Source organism: Streptomyces sp. NPDC093546 (genome assembly GCF_044765045.1).
In the GTDB taxonomy this organism is placed as follows: Bacteria; Actinomycetota; Actinomycetes; order Streptomycetales; family Streptomycetaceae; genus Streptomyces.
On record NZ_JBIWJG010000004.1, the window covers coordinates 440,148 to 462,185 of the forward strand.

At 72.4% G+C, this 22,038-nt stretch carries 19 protein-coding genes; 11 read left to right on the plus strand and 8 right to left on the minus strand.

Features of this window, described 5'->3' with window-relative positions:
* Window positions 1-3: 3 nt before the first annotated feature.
* The 4 genes from ACIRNI_RS11650 (at window position 4) to ACIRNI_RS11665 (ending at window position 3,180) form a co-directional block, all read left to right on the plus strand.
* Window positions 4-1,314, plus strand: a complete 1,311-nt coding sequence (locus ACIRNI_RS11650) for an SWIM zinc finger family protein (protein ID WP_403550541.1) — start codon at window positions 4-6, stop codon at window positions 1,312-1,314.
* Window positions 1,315-1,361: 47 nt separating this feature from the next.
* Window positions 1,362-1,808 (plus strand): hypothetical protein, encoded by a 447-nt coding sequence (locus ACIRNI_RS11655; RefSeq protein ID WP_403550543.1) that lies wholly within the window; start codon window positions 1,362-1,364, stop codon window positions 1,806-1,808.
* Window positions 1,809-1,988: 180 nt separating this feature from the next.
* Window positions 1,989-2,201 (plus strand): hypothetical protein, encoded by a 213-nt coding sequence (locus ACIRNI_RS11660; RefSeq protein WP_403550545.1) that lies wholly within the window; start codon window positions 1,989-1,991, stop codon window positions 2,199-2,201.
* A 202-nt stretch (window positions 2,202-2,403) separates the two neighbouring features.
* A complete protein-coding gene (locus ACIRNI_RS11665) occupies window positions 2,404-3,180 on the plus strand; it encodes a chaplin (protein ID WP_403550547.1) in 777 nt (258 codons plus the stop codon).
* Window positions 3,181-3,210: 30 nt separating this feature from the next.
* On the opposite strand, the gene ACIRNI_RS11670 is transcribed toward ACIRNI_RS11665, so the two are convergent.
* Both ACIRNI_RS11670 and ACIRNI_RS11675 read right to left on the minus strand, forming a co-directional pair.
* On the minus strand, window positions 3,211-3,873 hold the full coding sequence (locus ACIRNI_RS11670) for a DUF2293 domain-containing protein (RefSeq protein WP_403550549.1): 663 nt from the start codon (window positions 3,871-3,873) through the stop codon (window positions 3,211-3,213).
* Window positions 3,874-3,885: 12 nt separating this feature from the next.
* Window positions 3,886-4,332 carry a hypothetical protein gene (locus ACIRNI_RS11675; protein WP_403550550.1) on the minus strand — a complete coding sequence of 149 codons (447 nt, stop codon included), beginning with the start codon at window positions 4,330-4,332 and terminating at the stop codon, window positions 3,886-3,888.
* Window positions 4,333-4,445: 113 nt separating this feature from the next.
* On the opposite strand from ACIRNI_RS11675, the gene ACIRNI_RS11680 reads away from it, so the two are divergent.
* A complete protein-coding gene (locus ACIRNI_RS11680; RefSeq protein WP_403550552.1) occupies window positions 4,446-5,081 on the plus strand; it encodes a uridine kinase in 636 nt (211 codons plus the stop codon).
* 54 nt (window positions 5,082-5,135) lie between these two features.
* On the opposite strand, the gene ACIRNI_RS11685 is transcribed toward ACIRNI_RS11680, so the two are convergent.
* From ACIRNI_RS11685 to ACIRNI_RS11695, 3 genes are all read right to left on the minus strand, one after another.
* A complete protein-coding gene (locus tag ACIRNI_RS11685; protein WP_403550554.1) occupies window positions 5,136-6,029 on the minus strand; it encodes a carbohydrate kinase family protein in 894 nt (297 codons plus the stop codon).
* Entirely contained in the window at window positions 6,026-7,009 is a 984-nt protein-coding gene (locus tag ACIRNI_RS11690; protein ID WP_403550556.1) for a pseudouridine-5'-phosphate glycosidase, read from the minus strand. Before ACIRNI_RS11690 ends, ACIRNI_RS11685 begins: the two co-directional genes overlap by 4 nt.
* A 71-nt stretch (window positions 7,010-7,080) precedes the next feature.
* Entirely contained in the window at window positions 7,081-8,349 is a 1,269-nt protein-coding gene (locus ACIRNI_RS11695) for an MFS transporter (protein ID WP_403550558.1), read from the minus strand.
* A gap of 367 nt (window positions 8,350-8,716) precedes the next feature.
* On the opposite strand from ACIRNI_RS11695, the gene ACIRNI_RS11700 reads away from it, so the two are divergent.
* From ACIRNI_RS11700 to ACIRNI_RS11720, 5 genes are all read left to right on the plus strand, one after another.
* Entirely contained in the window at window positions 8,717-9,643 is a 927-nt protein-coding gene (locus ACIRNI_RS11700; RefSeq protein ID WP_403550560.1) for an MHYT domain-containing protein, read from the plus strand.
* Window positions 9,644-9,691: 48 nt separating this feature from the next.
* On the plus strand, window positions 9,692-11,842 hold the full coding sequence (gene uvrB / locus ACIRNI_RS11705; protein WP_403550562.1) for an excinuclease ABC subunit UvrB: 2,151 nt from the start codon (window positions 9,692-9,694) through the stop codon (window positions 11,840-11,842).
* A 222-nt stretch (window positions 11,843-12,064) separates the two neighbouring features.
* Window positions 12,065-12,643, plus strand: a complete 579-nt coding sequence (locus ACIRNI_RS11710; RefSeq protein ID WP_403550563.1) for a TerD family protein — start codon at window positions 12,065-12,067, stop codon at window positions 12,641-12,643.
* A 128-nt stretch (window positions 12,644-12,771) separates the two neighbouring features.
* A complete protein-coding gene (locus ACIRNI_RS11715) occupies window positions 12,772-14,631 on the plus strand; it encodes a TerD family protein (RefSeq protein WP_403550565.1) in 1,860 nt (619 codons plus the stop codon).
* 245 nt (window positions 14,632-14,876) lie between these two features.
* The gene (locus tag ACIRNI_RS11720; protein WP_403550567.1) at window positions 14,877-15,872 is read left to right on the plus strand and encodes a TerC/Alx family metal homeostasis membrane protein; all 996 of its coding nucleotides are present in this window, start codon (window positions 14,877-14,879) and stop codon (window positions 15,870-15,872) included.
* Window positions 15,873-16,014: 142 nt separating this feature from the next.
* Here the strand turns inward: ACIRNI_RS11720 and ACIRNI_RS11725 are convergent, their stop codons facing one another.
* From ACIRNI_RS11725 to ACIRNI_RS11735, 3 genes are all read right to left on the minus strand, one after another.
* On the minus strand, window positions 16,015-17,322 hold the full coding sequence (locus ACIRNI_RS11725) for an MFS transporter (RefSeq protein WP_403550569.1): 1,308 nt from the start codon (window positions 17,320-17,322) through the stop codon (window positions 16,015-16,017).
* A 167-nt stretch (window positions 17,323-17,489) separates the two neighbouring features.
* On the minus strand, window positions 17,490-18,146 hold the full coding sequence (locus ACIRNI_RS11730; RefSeq protein WP_403550571.1) for an MBL fold metallo-hydrolase: 657 nt from the start codon (window positions 18,144-18,146) through the stop codon (window positions 17,490-17,492).
* Window positions 18,147-18,155: 9 nt separating this feature from the next.
* Window positions 18,156-18,839, minus strand: a complete 684-nt coding sequence (locus ACIRNI_RS11735) for a maleylpyruvate isomerase family mycothiol-dependent enzyme (protein ID WP_403550573.1) — start codon at window positions 18,837-18,839, stop codon at window positions 18,156-18,158.
* A gap of 195 nt (window positions 18,840-19,034) precedes the next feature.
* Here ACIRNI_RS11735 and uvrA point away from each other — a divergent pair, with 195 nt between their 5' ends.
* Window positions 19,035-22,034 carry an excinuclease ABC subunit UvrA gene (gene uvrA, locus ACIRNI_RS11740; RefSeq protein ID WP_403550575.1) on the plus strand — a complete coding sequence of 1,000 codons (3,000 nt, stop codon included), beginning with the start codon at window positions 19,035-19,037 and terminating at the stop codon, window positions 22,032-22,034.
* Window positions 22,035-22,038 lie beyond the last annotated feature (4 nt).

The window sequence follows — 22,038 nt, forward strand, 5'->3', positions numbered from 1 at the left end:
GTCATGACCCCGCACCGTACGCGCCCGGGCGGCTCGCGCCGCGTGCCGCTCCACGACGACCACCGCCGTACGTTCCCGCAGCTCGCCCCGGCGCAGGACGCCGAGGGGCGGTTCGCCGCCACCTGGTGGGGCAACGCCTGGGTGCGGGCCCTGGAGGACACCGCCCTGGACCCGGCGCGCCTCGCCCGCGGGCGGGCCTACGCGGCCGGGGGCCATGTGGACGCCATCACCGTGACGCCGGGCCGGGTCGTCGCGTACGTCCACGGCAGCAGGCCGCGCCCGTACCGCGCGGAGATCCGGCTGCGGGTGCTCCGCGACGACGACTGGGAACGCTTCCTGGACGTGGCCGCGGCCCGCCCGGACCACATCGCGGCCCTGCTCGACAAGGACGTGCCGCAGGCCCTGGCCGCCGTCGCGGACCTGCTGCCCGGCCGCGGCGACCTGATCCCCGACTGCTCCTGCCCCGACCACGGATACCCCTGCAAACACGCGGCCGCCCTGTGCTACCAGGCGGCGCGGCTCCTGGACGAGGACCCGTTCGTGCTGTTCCTGATGCGGGGCCGCGGCGAACAGGAGATCCTCGCGGCACTCAGCCACCGCAACGCCACCCGCGCCGCCGCCGAGACGAGCGCGGAGCCCCCGCGGATGCCGACCGTTCCGGCGCGGGAGGCGCTGGCCGCCGCGTCCGGCGCCGTCACCGCACCCGGTGCCGGTCCCGGGGGCCTCGCACTCGCCCTGCCGCCGCCGCTGCCGGTCCCGGAGCACCCCGGGCGCCCGCCCGCCTACCCGGAGGATCCGGACGGCCCCGACCCGCTGGCCCTGGAGCTGCTCGCCACCGAGGCGGCGGCCCGCGCGCACGCCTTCCTGACCACGGGCCGGGACCCCGTGGCCGCGCTCACGCCCTGGCAGGACGCCGTGCGCCTCGCCGCCGCCCACCCCGGCTCGGGCCTGACGGCCGCCACCCGCGCCCTGTACCGCGACCTCGCCGCCGCGCTGGACCGCACCCCCGCCGACCTGGCCCGCGCGGTCGCCGCCTGGCGCCAGGGCGGCCCGGCGGGCCTCGCCGTCCTGGAGGAGGCCTGGGATCCGCCCGCCGGCCCCTTCGACCGGGCGCGCCCGGCCCTGATCGCCGCCGACTTCCCGCACTTCCGCCCCTGGCGCAACCGCCTGTCGAGCCGCTCCCTCCAACTGCGCTACGGCCGCGACGGCCTCTGGTACGGCTACGAATCCGACCCGGACCGCGAGGACTGGTGGCCGCGCGGCACCCCCGACGCAGACCCCGTCGGCGCACTCGCCGACCTGCTCGGGCGCTGATGGGTAGGCTGCCGTGCATACGGGGAAACGACCACGAAGGGGGCCTGGTGGAAGCCGAGTTGGTAGCACTGGCGACGGCGGGGGCGACCGCGCTCGTCCAGCAGATGGTGGGCGAGACCTGGGAGCAGGCCAAGGGCCGGATCGTCGCGTTCTTCGCCCGCCGCGCGGGCACGGACCCGGAGGCGGTGACGGCGGAACTGGACGCGGTACGGGCGGAACTGCTCGCCGCCGAGGAGACGGGCGACGAACGCACGACGGCCGACGCCCAGGCCGAAGCGCGCACCGAATGGCGGGCTCGTATGCGACGAACCCTCCAGGCGGACCCGGAGGCGGCGGGGGAGCTGCGGGCGATGCTCGACGAGCTGCTCCCCGCGCTCCCGGCCGCAGGGCCGACCACCACAACACACAACAGCATCACCGGGGGGATCCAGCACGGCACCGTGATCCAGACCGGTTCCATCGGCAGCCTGAACCTCGGCGCTCAAGGCGTCTGACCCCCTCCAGTTGGGCCGTGATCGGCGAGACGCGGAACAGCGTGAGCGGAAGCGCACGGGTGGACACCTGGTCGTACAGGCAGGTCACATCGGCGAGCTGCACCAACATCACCACGACCACCACCACGTCGCGCCACCGCCCGCGGAGCTCACGGGGAGCAGGAGCGTTTCGATGAAGCGGTGGCCGCAATCGAGGCGGCGGTCGACGCGGCGGCCGCCCTCGGTGACGGCACGCGCCAACGACTACGGGGTCAGGCTCCAGACCTGGCCTGCCCGCTGCTCGCTGCCTGCTATGTGATTGTTCATCCTGCTCTGCGTCGATTTCGCATCTATGCCGTTCCGCTCAACTGGCTCCGGCGCACCCGTCGTCGGCAAGCCGGCGATCGTACGTGAGTGCGCCAGCCGGCCCAGCGGCTCCCCTGATCGCGCGCTCACCGCGTGCCCCCCGAGTGCGACCCGTAGAGGACATGTGAGGGTTCGATTAGGCCACCACTCGATGGGGTGAATGGCGGATGCGACATAACCCGCCTTGACTGTAAGGCGTTAATTCCGGTGCGGGCGGGTGCCCGTGAAAGTCTCCGGAAGGCAGGAAGCCATGAGGCACACTCGCCGAAATGGTCTGGCCACCCTGGTGGCCACCAGCGGCGCGCTCGCTCTGGCGGCGGGTTATGCGTACGCCGACTCCGAGGCGGCCGGCGCTGCGGTCGACTCGCCGGGGCTGGTCTCCGGCAACAGCGTGCAGTTGCCGGTGGACGTCCCGGTCAATGTCTGCGGCAACACCGTCAACGTGGTCGGGCTCCTCAACCCCGCGGCCGGCAACACGTGCGCGAACAACGGCGGCGGGAAGTCGTCCCACAAGGACCAGGCGGCCACCCCGCACGGCGGCAGCGGCAGCGGTGGCGGTAGCAACAGCGGAAAGGGCAGCGGGAACAGCGGCGGTGCGTCCGCCGAAGGCGTCACCAAGGGGTCCCCCGGAGTGATCACGGGCAACGGCGTTCAGCTGCCCTTCGACCTGCCGGTCAACGTCAGCGGCAACTCCGTCAACTTCGTCGGCATCCTCAACCCCGTCTTCGGCAACGCCTCCAGCAACGGCGGTGGCAAGACCCCCGTCACGCCGCCGACGCCCCCGAAGGGCGACGAGCCTGCCCAGCCCCCGAAGCCGGGGGCGTCGAAGCCGGAGGAGCCGTCCGCCGCGGGGCCCGCCCCGGCGCCCGACACCCGTCCCGCGCTGGAGACCAGCACGACGCCGCTGGCCGAGACCGGCGCCGACGGCGGCCTGCTCGCCCTCGGCGGTGCCGCCATGGGCCTGATGCTCGGCGGCGCCGTCCTCTACCGCCGTTTCCACGGCCCCGCGACGCACGCGGGCGTCTGAGCCGGTCGGGCCCGGCACCGGCGCGGAGGTTCACCGCCGCCAGGACCCCAGCATCGCGTCGATCGCCGGTGCTACGCGGGTACGGGCCTGGTGGCGGGGGACGCCACGCATCAGCAGCGTGTCGTACTCGGTGTCGACGTGCCGCACCGACGCCCGCACCGCCGCGGTCACCGCACCCTCGTCCAGGGCCCGCCCCGCCGCCGTACGCCCGACGCGCCCGCTGCCGCGCAGGGAGGCGTGCGCCGCGATGCCGACGGCCCGCTCCGGCGGGCAACCCGGGAACAGCCGCAGGATCTCGGCGGCCAGAGCGGCCGTGAACCGCTCGTCCTCGGCCGCCCGCCGCTCCGCGTCCCTCGCCCTGCGGCGGGCACGCGCCTCCGCGTCCGCGAGGCACGCGGCCTCGGCCCGCGCCAGGGCCGCCTCCTCCACGAGGATGCCCTGGCGTTCGTAGCGCGTACGGCGCCGGTTGTGGCGTACGACCACGGCCCACAGCCCGCTCGCCTCGCGGGCGCGGCGGGTGAGCGCCGCGTCGCCGCGCGGCAGGTAGACCAGGTGGCCGAGGTCGGCGCAGTCCAGGCAGAGCGGCGCGTGGAACTCCAGGACCATCCGGGACAGCGGGCCGCCGCGGCACTCCGCGCAGTGGCGGCGTCGCCGCAGCGGCTCGATCACCACGATCGGGGCCGGTACGGACATCTCAGCGCCCGCTCAGCGCACGCTCGGCGCCGCCGCCTCGATGAACGCGGCCAGTGCCTCGACCGCCCGCTCCGAGCGCCGCTCCCGGTCCGCCTCGTCCCTCGCCTCGTGCATGCAGTTCGTCACCTCGAAGGTCTCCTCGGCCAGTCGTACGATCGCGGGGTCGTCGCACACCAACTGCACTCGCACCAGGGCCTGCCGGGCCGTGGCCCGCCGCTCGTACGACTCCATGCGTGTGCTCTCCGCGTGCGAGCCGTTCCGGCGGTACCAGCGTGCGTTCTGTGCCCGCCGGTACTCCACAACGGCGTCGGCGAACGCGCTGTACGTCGCGATCCGTTCCTGACGGAGCTGTTCCGCGCGGGCGAGCGTCGCGGTGCGCTGTGCCGCCCGCCCCTGGAAGAAGTGCGTGACCACCGCGCCGAGCAGTGTGCCGATCACCGCGATCAGCGCCGTCTCCATCGCTGCCTCCCCCTTCGGTCCCCGCTCCGCGTACGGTCGTTCCGCGACCGTTCCGGACTTGTTCCGCACCCTATTACGCCCATGTGGGCTCCTGCCTCGGAGAGCATGGGGGCGTGAGACTCGAACCGATCACCTGGGAACGGCTGGCCGACCGGCTCGCCGCGCACGTGGACGGGCTGCGTCCCGGCGACGGAGGGCCCTGGCTCAAGGTCGGCGTCGACGGGCCGCCCGCCGCCCGTCCCGACGAGCCGGCCGCGCTGCTGACCGAGGCGCTGCGGCTGCGCGGCCGGGCGGTGGTGGTCGTCGGCACCGAGGGCTTCCTGCGCCCGGCGTCGCTGCGGTACGAGTACGGCAAGGAGGACCCGGACTCGTACTACAGCGGCTGGTTCGACACCAACGCGCTGTGGCGCGAGGTCTTCACGCCGCTGGAGCCGGACGGCAGCGGACGCGTACTGCCGGACCTGTGGGACCCGGTGGCGGACCGCGCCACGCGCAGCCCGTACACCCGACTCCCGCCGGGCGGTGTGCTGGTGCTGCACGGTCCGTTCCTGTTCGGGCACTGGTTTCCATTCGACCTGACGGTGCACCTGCGCCTGTCGCGGGGCGCCCTCGCCCGGCGTACGGCGGAGGCGTGGACCCTGCCCGCCTTCGACCGCTACGAGGCCGAGGTCGGGCCCGTGGAGACGGCGGACGTCGTCGTCCGCGCGGACGATCCCCGCCACCCCGCCTGGACCGGCGTCCCGCAGTAGCCCGCGCTTTCTTCCGCTTCCACCTCGCCCTCGCCCTCGTCCTCACCCTCGTCCTCACCGTCCCGCCGGCCGGCCGCCCGGCACCGTCACCGCCTCCGCGCCCGCGCGGCAACCCGCCGACGCCGCTCCGGCCGGGGACGCGCCGGAGAGGCGGGCGGCCAGGAACGCGCCCGTGAAGGCGTCGCCCGCGCCCGTCGAGTCGATCGCCCGCACCCGCGGCGCCGAGGCGCGGGCGACGACGCGTCCGGACGCCGCCACCAGCGCGCCCGCCGCGCCGAGGGTCACCGCGACCAGCGGGAAGCCGTGGCTGAGCTTGGCCGCGGCGTCCGACGGGTCGGGCAGGCCCGTCAGCAGCGCGGCCTCGTCGGCGTTGGGCAGCAGCACGTCCGCGCCCTCCACCGCCGCCAGGAATCGGGCCACGCCGAACTCCGCGAGGAACCCCGCCGACGCCGGGTCCACGCTCACCGGGACGCCCCGCTCCCGCGCCGCCGCCAGGGCCAGGGACGCAGCCTCCCGGCTGGGCCCCGCGAAGAAGAGATACCCGGACAGATGTACGTGTGACACACCCTCCAACAGGCTTGGCGACCAGTCGCCACGGTTCAGCCGCAGCGCCGCCCCGCTGTCCGTGAGGAACGTCCGCTCGGCGGTCGCGTCGACCAGCGCCACGACGGTCGCGGTCGGCGCCTCCTCGTCCCGTACGAGCAGGGGCCGCACCCCGGCCGCCCGCAGCCGCTCCTCGTGCCAGGAGGCCCAGTCGGTGCCCACCCGTGCCAGGATCCGCACGTCGGGCCGGCCCGAACGCGCGGCCCAGCACGCGACGTTGCCGCCGGCGCCGCCGGGCAGGGTCCGGATCTCCGCCGCCGTGTCGGTCGCCCGCGCCGGCGGCGTACGGTGCCGGACCACGACATCGGTGACCACGTCACCGACCACGAGCAGCGCGTCGCTCATCGCACGGGATCAGCCGCAGCCGCAGCGGCGGTCGGTGCCGCGGACGCTGCCGCCGCGATGCGCGCAGCCAGCCGCACATTGCCGCGCACCGCCGCGATGTTGGCCTCCAGGGACGCGCCGCCGGTGTGCCGCATCAGGTACTCCAGCAGGAACGGTGTCACCGCCTGCCCGGTGATCCCCCGCTCCCGGCACGCGTCCAGCGCCTCCGCCAGCACCCGGTCGTGCACCTCCGGGTCCAGCTGCTCCGCCTCCGGCACCGGATTGGCGACGATCAGCGCCGCCTCGGCCCCGGCCCCTGAGCCGGAACCAGAACCGGAACCGCCGAGGGCGTCCTGCGCCCGCATCACCGCCGCCACTTCCTGCGGCGACCGCACCGTCCAGTCGACCGTCTCCCCGGAGGACGTCAGATAGAAGCCGGGGAAGTGCCCGGTCCCGTATCCGAGGATGCCCACGCCCAGCGTCTCCAGCCGCTGGAGCGTCGCCGGGACGTCCAGGATCGATTTGACCCCCGCGCACACCACCGTGATCCGCGTCCGCGCCAGCAGGCGCAGGTCCGCCGACTCGTCCTGCGTGTGCGCCCACTCCCGGTGCACGCCGCCGAGCCCGCCGGTCGCGAAGACCCGGATGCCCGCCCGCGCGGCCAGGAACGCCGTTGCCGACACGGTCGTCGCCCCGCTCGCCCCCGTCGCCAGCGCGGGGGCCAGGTCCCGGTGCCCGAGCTTCCGTACGCCGGGATCCGTCGCCAGCCGCTCCAGGCCGCTCTTGTCGAGCCCGATGCGCGCCACACCGTCCAGGACGGCGATGGTGGCCGGAACCGCACCACCCTCCCGTACGAGCGCCTCCAGCTCCTCCGCCACCGCCAGGTTGCGCGGGCGGGGCAGTCCGTGGGCGATGATCGTCGACTCGAGCGCCACGACGGGCCGGTGAGCCGTCAGGGCCTCTCGTACCTCTTCGGACAACACCACTGTGGTCTCTGGCATGTCCCCATCCCTGGCGCGGCGGCGACCCCCGCAAACCTGGACCCTCGGCCCGGACCCTCAGCCCGCCCCGGTCACCCGGGACGCTTCGGCGAGCGCAGCGCCAGCACGGCGAGCGGCAGCAGCAGGCACGCGCCGACCGCGTTCAGCCAGCCGTACCCGGCCTGGGCGACGATCAGGCCGGCCGCCGCACCCCCGATGCCCGCCGACGTGTTCATCGTCAGGTCCGACAAGCCTTGGACGGCGGCGCGCGCCGCCTGCGGCACCGAGTCCGTCAGGAGCGCCGAGCCGGAGACCAGGCCCGCGGACCAGCCGAGGCCCAGCAGGAAGAGCCCGGCGGCCGTACGGACGTGACTGCCCCCCGCCGTACCGGCCAGCAGGGCCGCGCAGGACAGCAGCCCGACCGCCAGGCCGATGACCGACAGCCTGCCGAGCTTGTCCGACAGCCATCCCATCACGGGCGAGAACGCGTACATGCCCGCGATGTGGCCGCTGATGACGAGCCCGATCAGCTGGATGCCGGCGCCGTGGTGGCTGAGCGCCACGGGAGTCATCGACATGATCGAGACCATCGCGGTGTGCGAGGCCGCCACCGTCACCAGCGCGAGCCGGGCGCGCGGGGACTCCCGCACCGCCCGGAAGCCCGCCTTCAGGGAACGGCCCTCCGGTTCCGTGTCCTCCGCGGAGCCGGCCGCCAGCGCCCGCGCGGTCAGCAGCGGGTCGGGCCGCAGCAGCGCCGCGACCATCACCGCCGAGACCAGGAAGACCCCGGCCGCCCACAGGAAGGGGCCCGCCGCCGCGGGGATGCCCATCCCGGCGACGCTCCGCCCCGCCGGTGCGGCGATGTTCGGGCCCAGTACCGCGCCGATCGTGGTGGCCCACACGACCGTGGAGATGGCCCGCGCGCGCCGCTCCGGCTCGGCCAGATCGGCGGCCGCGAAACGGGCCTGGAGGTTCGCCGACGACCCGGCGCCGAACCCCGCCATGCCCACGAGCAGCAGCGGAAAGCTCCCGACGACCGCCGCGACCACCACCACACCCGCGCCGACCGCCCCCAGCACGTACGCCAGGACCAGTCCGGGCCGCCGCCCGCGCGCGGTCATCAGCGCCGCCAGCGGCATGGACAGCAGCGCCGTTCCGGCCACCATGGCCGTGGGGGCGAGCCCGGACAGCGCCTCCGTCCCGCTCACCTCCTGCGCCAGTACGGAGGCGAGCGCGATGCCGATGGCCACCCCCAGCCCGCCCAGGATCTGGCTGACGATGAGGACGGCCGCGGTCCGCCGCCGCAGGGAGGGCAGCTCGGCCACCGCGACCGGCACGGAAGCGGACGTCGGCGCCGGCACGGGAGCGTCGGGTATACCGGAGGGTGGTCCGGAGGATGTAGTCACCGCGGCAGTTTGTCACCCCTTACATCATCGGACCAGATCCGAAGAGCCGTGGCGGTCGCCACACCCCGTCCGCCAGGTCCCCGGTCCGCGCGGGCAGGGCCGCCCTCCATGCCGACCACCGTACGACCCGCCACTGACAGCGCCACCCGGCGCGTGGTCGCGGTGTGAATCTTTGTTTGGTACGACTCCGGCCATAGCCTCGCACCCCTACCAGCGGGTACACATGGCACGACCAGCAGGACAGCACCACGACGACAGACCACGTACGAGGCTTGGCAGGCGGCGGGGCACAAGGGGCGAAGGGCTTACGGGTATGCCGGGTATGCAGGGCACAGTCGACGGATTCAGCTACGGACTGGTCACGCCCGTGGCCGCCTATCTGATGGCCTGCCTCGGCGGCGCGCTCGGTCTGCGCTGCACCACCAGGTCGCTGCGCGACGGCGGGCGCTTCCGGCTCGGCTGGCTCGCCCTCGGCGCCACCTCCATCGGCTCCGGCATCTGGACCATGCACTTCATCGCGATGATGGGCTTCAGCGTCCAGGAGTCGCCGATCGGCTACGACAGGCTCACCACCTTCGCCAGCCTCGCCGTCGCGATCGTCATGGTCGGCATCGGCATCTTCCTCGTGGGCTACCGCGGCGCGACCGCGATGGCCCTCGTCACCGGCGGCACCATCACCGGGCTCGGCATCGCCACCATGCACTACCTCGGCATGGCCGGAATGCGGCTCCAGGGCCGGATCGAGTACGACACGCTCACCGTCGCCCTCTCGGTCGTGATCGCGGTGGTGGCGGCCACGGCCGCGCTCTGGGCGGCGGTATCGGTCCGCGGTTTCACGGCCACCCTGGGCGCCAGCCTGGTCATGGGCGTCGCGGTCACCGGCATGCACTACACGGGCATGGCCGCGGTCGACGTCCACCTCCACGGCGACGGCCAGGTGCCGGGCACGGAGAACACCACCGCGCTCCTCGCCCCGATCCTGATCGGCCCGGCGGCGTTCCTGCTGCTCGCCGGGATCGTGGTGCTCTTCGACCCGCTGCTGGTCCTGGGCGAGCCCGGCGGGCGGCGGCCCGCCGTCCGCCCTCCGCACCGGCACGGGGCGCCGGCCCGGCTCCACGGCCGCCGGGCCGACGAGTTCCACCAGGACCACCAGGACCACCGGAGCTACGGGAGCCACGCCTACGGCGAGCCGGCCAACTGGTCGGCGGCCCGTCCGCCCCGCCGCAGCGAGCGCTCCCGCCACCGCTGACCCCGCGGGCGGCCCCCGACTGTCAGTGGTGAGTCGTACGGTTGTTGCATGCGGCCCGTTTCCAAGATCGAACGTTCGGTGGCGCCCTTCGAGGTCGTCAGCCCCTACCAGCCCAGCGGCGACCAGCCCACGGCCATCGCCGACCTGGCCCGCCGTATCCAGGCGGGCGAGAAGGACGTCGTCCTGCTCGGCGCGACCGGCACCGGCAAGTCGGCGACGACCGCCTGGATGATCGAGAAGCTCCAGCGCCCCACCCTCGTGATGGCGCCGAACAAGACGCTGGCCGCGCAGCTGGCCAACGAATTCCGCGAGCTGCTGCCGAACAACGCCGTGGAGTACTTCGTCTCGTACTACGACTACTACCAGCCCGAGGCGTACGTCCCCCAGTCGGACACCTACATCGAGAAGGACTCCTCCATCAACGAGGAGGTCGAGCGGCTGCGCCACTCCGCCACCAACTCGCTGCTCACCCGGCGCGACGTCGTCGTGGTCGCCTCCGTCTCCTGCATCTACGGCCTCGGTACGCCGCAGGAGTACGTGGACCGGATGGTCCCGCTCAAGGTCGGCGAGGAGATCGACCGCGACGAGCTGCTGCGCCGCTTCGTCGACATCCAGTACACGCGCAACGACCTCGCCTTCACCCGCGGCACCTTCCGGGTGCGCGGCGACACCATCGAGATCTTCCCGGTCTACGAGGAGCTCGCCGTCCGCATCGAGATGTTCGGCGACGAGATCGAGGCGCTGTCCACGCTGCACCCGCTCACCGGCGAGGTCATCAGCGACGACCGGGAGCTCTACGTCTTCCCGGCCAGCCACTACGTGGCGGGCCCGGAGCGCATGGAGAAGGCGATCAACGGCATCGAGCGCGAGCTGGAGGTGCGCCTGGCCGAGCTGGAGAAGCAGGGCAAGCTGCTGGAGGCGCAGCGGCTGCGCATGCGCACCACGTACGACATCGAGATGATGCGCCAGATCGGCTCCTGCTCCGGCATCGAGAACTACTCGATGCACTTCGACGACCGCGAGCCCGGCTCCCCGCCCAACACCCTCCTCGACTACTTCCCCGAGGACTTCCTCCTCGTCATCGACGAGTCCCATGTCACCGTCCCGCAGATCGGCGCCATGTACGAGGGCGACGCCTCGCGCAAGCGGACGCTGGTCGACCACGGCTTCCGGCTGCCGTCCGCGCTCGACAACCGGCCGCTGAAGTGGGAGGAGTTCCAGGAGCGGATCGGCCAGACCGTCTACTTGTCGGCGACCCCCGGACAGTACGAGCTGTCCCGCTCGGACGGCTTCGTCGAGCAGATCATCCGCCCCACCGGCCTCGTCGACCCCGAGGTCGTCGTCAAGCCCACCGAGGGGCAGATCGACGACCTGGTGCACGAGATCCGGCTGCGCACCGAGCGCGACGAGCGCGTCCTGGTCACCACCCTCACCAAGAAGATGGCCGAGGACCTCACCGACTACTTCCTGGAGCTGGGCATCCAGGTCCGCTATCTGCACAGCGACGTCGACACCCTGCGCCGCATCGAGCTCCTGCGCGAACTGCGCGCCGGTGACTACGACGTCCTGGTCGGCATCAACCTGCTCCGCGAGGGCCTGGACCTGCCCGAGGTGTCCCTGGTGGCCATCCTGGACGCCGACAAGCAGGGCTTCCTGCGCTCGGGCACCTCGCTGATCCAGACCATCGGCCGCGCCGCGCGCAACGTCTCCGGCCAGGTCCACATGTACGCGGACACCGTCACGCCCGCCATGGCGCAGGCCATCGACGAGACCAACCGGCGCCGCGAGAAGCAGGTCGCGTACAACAAGGCCAACGGCATCGACCCGCAGCCGCTCCGCAAGAAGATCAACGACATCGTGGCCACCATCGCGCGCGAGGAGGTCGACACCGAGCAGCTGCTCGGCACCGGCTACCGCAAGTCCAAGGACGGCAAGGGCGCCAAGGCGCCGGTGCCCTCCCTCGGCGGCGCCACGGCGGCCAAGGCCGGCAAGGGCGGCAAGGCGGCCAAGGCCGCCTCCAAGGGCGCGCTGGTCAGCGACCGCCCCGCGGCCGAACTGGCGGGCATCATCGAGGAGATGACCGACCGGATGCGGGCCGCCGCCGCGGAGCTGCAGTTCGAGGTGGCCGCGCGGCTGCGCGACGAGGTGAGCGAGCTGAAGAAGGAGCTGCGGCAGATGAAGGAGGCGGGCATCGCCTGACGCCCCCACAGCCGGCCGACCCCGCAGCCGGTCGGCTGCCGCACTGCCACAGCCGGTCCGCCGCGACGCACGAGTGAGGCGAATGACGCCGCGGCGACCGGCTGTGTTGCAACACCGCCACAAAAGAGGGCCGCGCCTGCTGCGGTCCCGGCCGTTCTGCGTAGGGTGCTGGCAACCGCACTCGCAGACGGTCGCGGGGGAACGCAACGAGAGGGGACAGCGGTGACGGTCAACATGACCAAGGGTCAGGCCATCAACCTGCAGAAGAGCGACGGAGGCACCCTGACCGCCGTGCGGATGGGGCTCGGCTGGCAGGCCGCGCCGCGCCGCGGTCTGTTCGGTTCCCGCACCCGGGAGATCGACCTCGACGCCTCGGCCGTGCTCTTCGCCGACAAGCAGCCCATCGACGTGGTCTTCTTCCGCCACCTGGTCAGCGACGACGGCTCCGTGCGCCACACCGGCGACAACCTGGTGGGCGGCGCCGGCCAGGGCGGCGACGACGAGGCGATCCTCGTCGACCTCGAGCGCGTTCCCGTCCACATCGACCAGATCGTCTTCACGGTGAACTCCTTCACCGGCCAGACGTTCCAGGAAGTGCAGAACGCCTTCTGCCGCATCGTCGACGAGACGAACGGCCAGGAGCTCGCCCGCTACACGCTCGACGGCGGCGGCCAGTACACCGCGCAGATCATGGCCAAGGTGCACCGGGCCGGCTCCGGCTGGCAGATGACGGCTCTGGGCAACCCGGCCAACGGCCGTACGTTCCAGGACCTCATGCCGGCGATCGTGCCGCACCTGTAAGACCACGGCTCGTCGCCGCCCACGCGGCGACGAGCACCGCGTCCATCCGCAGCTCCCGGAGGCACCAGGTCGCCCCCGGGAGCTGCCGCAGCGTTCGAGCTGTCGCAGCTACGAGGGGGAACAGGCGCATGACGGCCGAGCTGGTCCGGGGACAGAACCATCCACTGCCCCACGCCCGACTCGAGATCCGGGTGTCGGCCGGCGAGCCGGTCATGGCCGGTGCCACGCTCGGCGACGAGGACGGCCGCGTCCACGGTCCCGAGTGGGTCGTCCACCCCGGAGCGCCCGCCCTGCCCGGTGTGGAGGTCTCCCGCCAGGCCGCCGCCGACCACCGGCTCGCCGTCGACCTCGACGCGCTGCCGGCCGCCGTCCACCGGGTCACGGTGCTGCTCGCCCTGCCCCTCGGCCTCGGCGGCCCGGACCGGTTCGGCGCCGTCGCCGCGCCCTTCGTCTCCGTCACCACCCTCGACGGCACCGGCATCGCCGACTACACCGTCACCGGTCTCGACCGCGAGTCCGCCGTCGTCGCCCTGGAGCTCTACCGCCGCCAGGAGGCGTGGAAGGTCCGCGCCGTCGGCCAGGGGTACGCGGGCGGCCTCACGGCGCTCCTCGCCGACCAGGGGCTCGACCCGGCCGCGGACCTGGCGGGAGCCATCCAGGAGGCCGTCGCGAAGGGCATGAGCCGCGCGGTGGCCGCGCCCCCGCCGCGTACCGTGCGGACCACGCGTACCGCCGACGGCGACCGCGCCCGCCGGGACGCGCCCGCGACGGCCGGCCCCATCGACTACACGCACCCCCGCCGCCAGGCCCCGCCGCAGCAGGCCGCCCCGGTCCCGGCGGCCTCGCGACAGCCCCCAGCGCCGGTGGCCGGCGACGCGTCGGGCTGGACCATGGAGGAGCGGCTCTACAACCAGGTCTGGGGCATGTTCGAGGACCTGGCCCGCACCACAGCCGCCTACCGCAGCGCCGTCGACTTCGCCGAGTCCCGCATGGACCAGGAGCTCGAGCGCGTCCTGTCCGACCCGCGCAGCCGTATCGGGGCCGGCGGCGACGCGGTACGGGCCGCCGCCCGCGCCAAGCACGACGAGCTGACCGCCCGGGCCCGCGAGGCGCTCGACCGGGACCTCGCGCAGCTCACCGCCGAGGCGCAGGTCGTCGAGCCCGCCCTGCCGCCCGCGTTCGCCGGCTGGGACAACCCCGTCTGGCACGCCTACCGCGTCCCCACCGAGGCCCCGATGGCCCTGCGCCTCGGTGACCTCCACCTCCCGGAGAGCCCGGAGCTGCGCATCCCGATGCTCGTACGGCTGCCGCTGGCGCGCGGTCTGTGGGTGGACAGCGGCCGCTCGGAGGCCGCCGAGGCCGCCGGCGTGGACGACGCCGTGCTGCGCCGGCTCGCCATGGACACGGCGGTGTCGCTCGCGGCGCGGATCGTCGCGGTCCATCCGGCGGGGGAGTACGCCGTCCACGTCATCGACCCGGCGGGCTCGGCGGCGGCCTCCCTCGCCCCGCTCACCGGCTCCGGCGTGCTCGCCGGGCCGCCCGCGTCCGGCGCCGGGGGAGTGTCCGACGTCCTCGGCCGGCTCACCGACCGCGTGGACCTGGTGCAGATGGCCGTCCGCGGCGGGGCGGCCGACTCCCTCCCGCCCGACCTGGACACCGCCGAGCAGCTGCTGATCGTCAACGACTTCCCGCACGGCTTCGACGACCGGGCCCTCACGCGGCTGCGCTACCTCGCCGACGAGGGCCCGGCCGTCGGCGTGCACCTGCTGATGGTCGCGGACCGCGACGACGCCCGGGCGTACGGCCCGGTGCTCGACCCCTTGTGGCGTGCGCTGCTGCGGGTCACGCCCGTCCCGGACGACCATCTCGCCGACCCGTGGGTGGGCCATGCCTGGACGTACGAGCCCCCTCGGGTCCCGGAGGGCAGCGGCATCCTGCGCCAGGTCCTGTCCCAGGTCGCCGACGCCCGCCCTTACAGGCGTCCCTGACCTGCACACTTGGGACTCCCTTTACTTTCCCCTTTACCTTCCTTTGGTGAATGCGGTACTGTTCTTTGCGCGGAGGGGAGTACTCCCACGTGCGGCGTTCCCGTCAATACGGACGGTCGGATCACGACCGGTCCCGGGGCGTCGGCCCGTGTGGCGTCCGGCGGTGAGAACCGGCGGGGCCTCGGGTGGAAGAGACCTCCGGCAGCGACGACGCTGATCAGTAGCCGTACGACGCCGGAGGCGCAGTGGACGTTTCAATGAACCTGTGGGTGGCGACCGTTCTCGGTCTGTCCATCCTGATCGCGGCCGACTTCTTCATCGGGCGCAAGCCCCATGACGTGTCGGTGAAGGAAGCGGGAACCTGGACGGTCGTCTGGATCGTCCTCGCCGCGCTGTTCGGTCTGGGCCTGCTCGTCTTCGGCGAGAGCCAGGCGTCCGGCGAGTTCTTCGCCGGTTACATCACCGAGAAGTCGCTCAGCGTCGACAACCTCTTCGTCTTCGTCCTGATCATGGCGAAGTTCTCGGTGCCGACCCACCTCCAGCAGCGGGTGCTGCTCATCGGCGTCCTGATCGCCCTGGTCCTGCGCGCGATATTCATCGCCGCCGGCGCCGCGATCATCGCCAGCTTCTCCTGGGTCTTCTACATCTTCGGCGCGTTCCTGATCTACACCGCCTGGAAGCTCATCCAGGAGGCGCGGGCCGACGAGCCGGAGGAGGAGTTCGAGGAGAACCGCCTCCTGAAGTCCATCGAGAACCGCTTCGGTGTCGCCGACCGGTACCACGGCACCAAGCTCTTCATCCGCAACAACGGCAAGCGCATCCTGACCCCGCTGATGGTCGTCATGCTCGCCATCGGCACCACGGACGTGCTGTTCGCGCTGGACTCCATCCCCGCGATCTTCGGCCTGACCCAGGACCCGTACATCGTCTTCACGGCCAACGCGTTCGCCCTGATGGGTCTGCGGCAGCTGTACTTCCTCATCGGCGGCCTGCTGAAGAAGCTGGTCCACCTGAGCTACGGCCTGTCGGTGATCCTCGGCTTCATCGGCGTGAAGCTGGTGCTCCACGCCATGCACGAGTCCGGGGTGCACGTCCCGGAGATCTCGATCCCGGTCTCGCTGGCCTTCATCTGCGCCGTGCTGATCATCACCACGATCACCAGCCTGATCGCCTCGAAGAAGCAGGCCGAGCGCGAGGCGGCCGCCGAGGCCGCCGCGGACAAGGACAGCGTCGAGGCCTGACGGCCGCTGTACGCGCCGCAGCAGGCACAGGCTCAGCCGGCCGGTACGGGTTCGCATGGCGACCCGCACCGGCCGGTGCTTGTGTGGACGGGGAACGGACCCGCACAGGCGGTGGTGGAAGGACCTGCGCTGAGCGGCCTCGTCACACCGTCGCCGACTCCCCGGCCGACTCCACGGCCTCGCCCCCGGCAGGCTCCGCCACCGGCTTTGGCCGTGTCTCCGGCAGCAGCGCGAAGCACCCGAAGCTCAGCAGCGCGATCCCGCTCAGATACGCCGCCACACCCCACGGCGGCCCGGCGCCCCCCGCCGCGGCCGTCGCCACGATCGGCGTGAGCGCGCCGCCCACCACCCCTGCCAGGTTGTAGCCGACCGCGGCACCGGTGCACCGCACCCTTGGCTCGTACAGCTCGGGCAGATACGCCGCCACCACGGCGAACGTCGTGATGAAGGCCAGCAGTGCGCCGGAGAACCCGAGGAACATCAGCAGCGGCCGCGCGGTGTGCAACAGCGCCACCATCGGGAACATCCACAGCGCGGACGCCGCGCAGCCCGCCAGGCACATGGGCCGCCGCCCGAAGCGGTCCCCCAGCACCGCGACGAACGGCGTCACCACGCCGCTGATCGCCACCGCCGCCATGATGCAGACCAGCATCACCGTACGGCTTACGCCGAGCCGCTCCGTGCCGTACGCCAGCGCCCAGGTGGAGACCGCGTAGAAGACGGCGTATCCGACCGCGAGCGCCCCGGCCGTCAGCAGCACCAGCCGCCAGTGGCCGCGCGCCACCTCCACCAGAGGGGCGTTCGCCCGCTTCCCCGTCTCGGCCATCTCCTCGAACTGCGGAGTCTCCCGCAGCGAACGGCGCAGCAGCAGCCCGCCGGCCGCCAGCACCCCGGCCGCCCAGAACGGCACCCGCCAGCCCCACTCCCGGAACTGGGCGTCGCTCAGCCCGACCGACAGGCCGAGGATCACCCCGTTCGCCAGCAGGAATCCCACCGGCGGCCCCACCTGCGGAAAGCTCGCCCACAGCGCCCGCTGCCGCTCCGGGGCGTGTTCCACCGTCAGCAGCACCGCCCCGCCCCACTCCCCGCCGAGCCCGAGCCCCTGCACGAACCGCAGCACGAGCAGCAGGACGGGAGCGGCCACGCCGAGCGTCGCGTACGTCGGTACGCAGCCGACCGCGACCGTGGCCGCGCCCGTCAGCAGCAGCGAGGCGAGCATCACCGGACGCCGCCCGTACCGGTCACCGATGTGTCCGAACAGCGCGGAACCGAGCGGGCGTGAGAGGAAACCGACCGCGAACGTGCCGAACGCCGCCAGCGTCCCGGCCACCGGCGAGAAGGTCGGGAAGAACAGCGGCCCCAGGACGAGCGCGGCGGCGGTCCCGTACACGAAGAAGTCGTAGAACTCGACCGCCGTCCCGGCGAGGGCGGCTAGGGCGAGCCGTCTCATGGACGGGTTCGTGGACGGGTTCGTGGACGGGTTCGTTTCCGAGTTCGCGGACGGAGCGGGTGCGGTGTGACTCTGGCGCATGCCGCGCCAACCACCCCGCGCACACCATGGTTACGCCGCGTCACGGGGCGCGCGGAAGCACACAGCGCGCACGCTCCCCACGGTGGTCACCAGCCGCGCTCGCGCCACTCCGGCAGATGCGGGCGCTCGTCACCCAGCGTGGTGTCCTTGCCGTGGCCCGGGTAGATCCAGGTCTCGTCCGGCAGGACGTCGAACAGCTTCGTCTCCACGTCCAGGATCAGGCTGGCGAAGGCGTCGGGGTCCTTGCGCGTGTTGCCGACGCCGCCGGGGAAGAGGCAGTCACCGGTGAAGACGTGGGGATGGCCGTGCGGGTCGTCGTAGATCAGCACGATCGAGCCGGGCGTGTGCCCCACCATCCGCCGCGCGGTGAGCTCGACCCGCCCCACGCGGAGCGTGTCCCCGTCCTCGACCGGCACGTCCGTCGGGACGTCGATGCCCTCGGCGTCGTACCGCCCGGCGTACGTACGGGCGCCGGTGGCCGCCACGACGTCGGCGAGCGCTTGCCAGTGGTCGTGGTGGCGGTGAGTGGTGACGACGGCGGCGATGCCGTCGTCACCGATCAGCCGGAGCAGCGTCCGCGGCTCGTTCGCCGCGTCGATCAGCAGCTGCTCGCCGGTGGTCCGGCAGCGCAGCAGGTAGGAGTTGTTGTCCATCGGGCCGACGGCGACCTTCGAGATGATCAGGTCCGTGAGCTCGTGCGCATCCGCGGGCCCGCCGACCCTGACCGCTCCGCTGTACGTCATGAACCCAGGCTATAGCGGCGGCAGCGCCGGGAGGGTGCCACCGCGGACCTCCAGGGCCGAGCCGTCGCGGCGGCCGGCGAGCCAGCCGAGGAGGTCGGCCGCCGGGCCCGAGACGGTCACCTCGGTGCCCTCCTCGCCGCCGGTGCGCCACTCCCGGCCACCGGCCAGCAGCCGGGTGGGCGGCACCGTCGCGTTGCCGGAGAACCGGTCGGCGAGGAACTCGATCTCCCGCTCCGTGAACTCCTGCGGAAGATCCTCCAGCTCGTAGCCGATGCCCAGGTCGACGTGGTGCAGTTCCACCTCGACGAGGCGGCGGAAGGGCACCCGGACGGCGCGGTCGGTCACGCCGTTGCGGAGCTCCACCGTCCGGTCCCAGTCGGCCGGGACTTCGCCCTCCGCCTGGAACCGCGCGGCGCTTTTCCGTACGTCGTCGAGCTGGGCGGCGAGCGGGCGCGGCGCGTCGCGCTCGATGTCGGCGTCGCGGGCCTCGGCACTCACGTACATCGGACGGCCCTGGAGAACATTCACGAGGGCGTCCGCGTTACGTGAGAGGTGGGCCAGCACATGGCCCCGGGTCCAGCCCGGCAGCCGGGAGGGCGCGGCGACGGCCGCGTCGTCCAGTTTGGTGGCCGCGGTGAGCAGCCGCTCGGTCGCCTCGCGTACAGAGGCCAGGTCATGCACGTGGTCGATCATGCCGCCGACCCTAGCGCCGCCACACGATCGGGTGAAGGTGGCTGAGGAAGGCCGGAAATCGAATGCGCGTGCTATACGCTCGGTGGAGGCATCCTTGAAAGTCAGGCACTCATCCGTTTGGCGGCCCCCCGTAGGCTTGAACAGTCTGGGACGGGGGCTGTGCCCCCGCTTCTCTCAAGAAAGGTGCGGACCGGCGTGGCCGACCGTCTCATCGTCCGTGGCGCGCGCGAGCACAATCTGAAGAACGTCTCGCTCGACCTCCCGCGTGACTCCCTCATCGTCTTCACCGGGCTCTCCGGGTCGGGCAAGTCCTCCCTCGCGTTCGACACGATCTTCGCCGAGGGGCAGCGCCGGTACGTCGAGTCGCTCTCCTCCTACGCCCGGCAGTTCCTCGGCCAGATGGACAAGCCGGACGTCGACTTCATCGAGGGCCTCTCCCCGGCCGTCTCGATCGACCAGAAGTCGACCTCGCGCAACCCGCGCTCCACGGTCGGCACCATCACCGAGGTCTACGACTACCTGCGCCTGCTCTTCGCGCGCATCGGCAAGCCGCACTGCCCCGAGTGCCGGCGCCCGATCTCGCGCCAGTCGCCGCAGGCCATCGTCGACAAGGTCCTCGAGCTGCCCGAGGGCAGCCGCTTCCAGGTGCTCTCGCCGCTGGTGCGCGAGCGCAAGGGCGAGTTCGTCGACCTCTTCGCCGACCTCCAGACCAAGGGCTACAGCCGGGCCCGGGTGGACGGGCAGACCATCCACCTCGCCGAGCCGCCCACGCTGAAGAAGCAGGAGAAGCACACCATCGAGGTGGTCGTCGACCGCCTGACGGTGAAGGACAGCGCCAAGCGCCGGCTCACCGACTCCGTGGAGACCGCGCTCGGCCTGTCCGGCGGCATGGTCGTGCTCGACTTCGTCGACCTCCCCGAGGACGACCCCGAGCGCGAGCGGATGTACTCCGAGCACCTCTACTGCCCGTACGACGACCTCTCCTTCGAGGAGCTGGAGCCCCGCTCCTTCTCCTTCAACTCGCCCTTCGGCGCCTGCCCCGAGTGCACCGGCATCGGTACGCGCATGGAGGTCGACCCCGAGCTCGTCGTCCCGGACGAGGAGCGCTCCCTCGACGAGGGCGCGATCCACCCGTGGTCGCACGGCCACACCAAGGAGTACTTCGGCCGTCTGATCGGCGGGCTCGCCGCCGCGCTGGGCTTCCGTACCGACATCCCGTGGGCCGGGCTGCCCGCCCGCGCCAAGAAGGCCCTGCTGTACGGGCACAAGACCCAGGTCGAGGTCCGCTACCGCAACCGGTACGGACGGGAGCGGGCGTACACCACCCCCGCCTTCGAAGGCGCCGTCTCCTTCGTCAAGCGGCGGCACAGCGAGGCCGAGAGCGACTCCAGCCGTGAGCGCTTCGAGGGGTACATGCGCGAGGTGCCCTGCCCCACGTGTGAGGGCACGCGCCTCAAGCCGATCGTCCTCGCGGTCACGGTCATGGAGAAGTCCATCGCCGAGGTCTCGGCGATGTCCATCAGCGAGTGCGCCGACTTCCTCGGCCGCCTCACGCTGAACGCCCGCGACAAGAAGATCGCCGAGCGCGTGCTGAAGGAGGTCAACGAACGGCTCCGCTTCCTCGTGGACGTGGGCCTGGACTACCTCTCGCTGAACCGCGCGGCCGGCACGCTCTCCGGCGGCGAGGCCCAGCGCATCCGGCTCGCCACCCAGATCGGCTCCGGCCTGGTGGGTGTGCTGTACGTGCTCGACGAGCCGTCCATCGGTCTCCACCAGCGCGACAACCACCGGCTCATCGAGACGCTCGTGCGCCTGCGCGACATGGGCAACACGCTCATCGTCGTCGAGCACGACGAGGACACCATCAAGGTCGCGGACTGGGTCGTGGACATCGGCCCGGGCGCCGGTGAGCACGGCGGCAAGGTCGTCCACTCCGGTCCGTTGAAGCAGCTGCTGACCAACAAGGAGTCGATGACCGGGCAGTACCTGTCCGGGAAGCGGGCCATCCCGACCCCCGACGTCCGGCGGCCCGTGGACCCGTCCCGCCGGCTCACCGTGCACGGCGCCCGCGAGAACAACCTGCGGGACATCGACGTCTCCTTCCCGCTCGGCGTGCTCACGGCGGTCACCGGCGTCTCAGGATCCGGCAAGTCGACCCTGGTCAACGACATCCTCTACACCCACCTCGCGCGCGAGCTGAACGGTGCCAAGTCGGTGCCGGGGCGGCACACGCGCGTGGACGGCGACGACCTCGTCGACAAGGTCGTGCACGTCGACCAGTCGCCCATCGGCCGCACCCCGCGGTCGAACCCGGCGACGTACACGGGTGTCTTCGACCACGTCCGCAAGCTCTTCGCCGAGACGATGGAGGCGAAGGTCCGCGGCTATCTGCCCGGCCGCTTCTCCTTCAACGTCAAGGGCGGCCGCTGCGAGAACTGCTCCGGTGACGGCACCATCAAGATCGAGATGAACTTCCTGCCGGACGTGTACGTCCCGTGCGAGGTCTGCCACGGGGCGCGCTACAACCGGGAGACCCTGGAGGTCCACTACAAGGGCAAGTCCATCGCCGAGGTGCTGGACATGCCGATCGAGGAGGCCCTCGACTTCTTCGAGGCCGTCCCGACGATCGCCCGCCACCTGCGCACCCTCACCGAGGTCGGCCTCGGATACGTACGGCTGGGCCAGTCGGCGCCGACGCTCTCCGGCGGCGAGGCGCAGCGCGTGAAGCTCGCCTCGGAGCTGCAGAAGCGGTCCACCGGGCGCACGGTGTACGTGCTGGACGAGCCGACCACCGGTCTGCACTTCGAGGACATCTCGAAGCTGATCAAGGTGCTGTCGAACCTGGTCGACAAGGGCAACACCGTGATCGTCATCGAGCACAACCTCGATGTCATCAAGACCGCCGACTGGGTCATCGACATGGGCCCCGAGGGCGGCAGCGGCGGCGGCCTGGTCGTCGCCGAGGGAACGCCCGAGCAGGTCGCGGGTGTCCCCGCCAGCCACACCGGCAAGTTCCTGCGGGACATCCTCGACCCGGAGCGCATCAGCGACGCGGTCCCGTCGGTGCCGTCGGCCCGCAAGCGCGCGCCGAAGAAGGCGGTCGCGGCGGCGGACGGTACGCCGCGCCGCAAGACGGCCACGGCCCGGACGACCCCGGCGAAGAAGACGGCGTCGGCCCGCGGCCGCGCCTCCTGACGCC

Bases quoted from the DNA above. Each gene is read 5' to 3' on its own strand.
- ACIRNI_RS11670 (WP_403550549.1), bottom strand. From the start codon at position 3,873: ATGTCCGTACCGGCCCCGATCGTGGTGATCGAGCCGCTGCGGCGACGC.
- ACIRNI_RS11725 (WP_403550569.1), bottom strand. From the start codon at position 17,322: ATGAGACGGCTCGCCCTAGCCGCCCTCGCCGGGACGGCGGTCGAGTTC.
- ACIRNI_RS11665 (WP_403550547.1), top strand. From the start codon at position 2,404: ATGAGGCACACTCGCCGAAATGGTCTGGCCACCCTGGTGGCCACCAGC.
- ACIRNI_RS11650 (WP_403550541.1), top strand. From the start codon at position 4: ATGACCCCGCACCGTACGCGCCCGGGCGGCTCGCGCCGCGTGCCGCTC.
- ACIRNI_RS11735 (WP_403550573.1), bottom strand. From the start codon at position 18,839: ATGATCGACCACGTGCATGACCTGGCCTCTGTACGCGAGGCGACCGAG.
- ACIRNI_RS11685 (WP_403550554.1), bottom strand. From the start codon at position 6,029: ATGAGCGACGCGCTGCTCGTGGTCGGTGACGTGGTCACCGATGTCGTG.
- ACIRNI_RS11690 (WP_403550556.1), bottom strand. From the start codon at position 7,009: ATGCCAGAGACCACAGTGGTGTTGTCCGAAGAGGTACGAGAGGCCCTG.
- ACIRNI_RS11675 (WP_403550550.1), bottom strand. From the start codon at position 4,332: ATGGAGACGGCGCTGATCGCGGTGATCGGCACACTGCTCGGCGCGGTG.
- ACIRNI_RS11730 (WP_403550571.1), bottom strand. From the start codon at position 18,146: ATGACGTACAGCGGAGCGGTCAGGGTCGGCGGGCCCGCGGATGCGCAC.
- ACIRNI_RS11700 (WP_403550560.1), top strand. From the start codon at position 8,717: ATGCAGGGCACAGTCGACGGATTCAGCTACGGACTGGTCACGCCCGTG.
- ACIRNI_RS11715 (WP_403550565.1), top strand. From the start codon at position 12,772: ATGACGGCCGAGCTGGTCCGGGGACAGAACCATCCACTGCCCCACGCC.
- uvrB (WP_403550562.1), top strand. From the start codon at position 9,692: ATGCGGCCCGTTTCCAAGATCGAACGTTCGGTGGCGCCCTTCGAGGTC.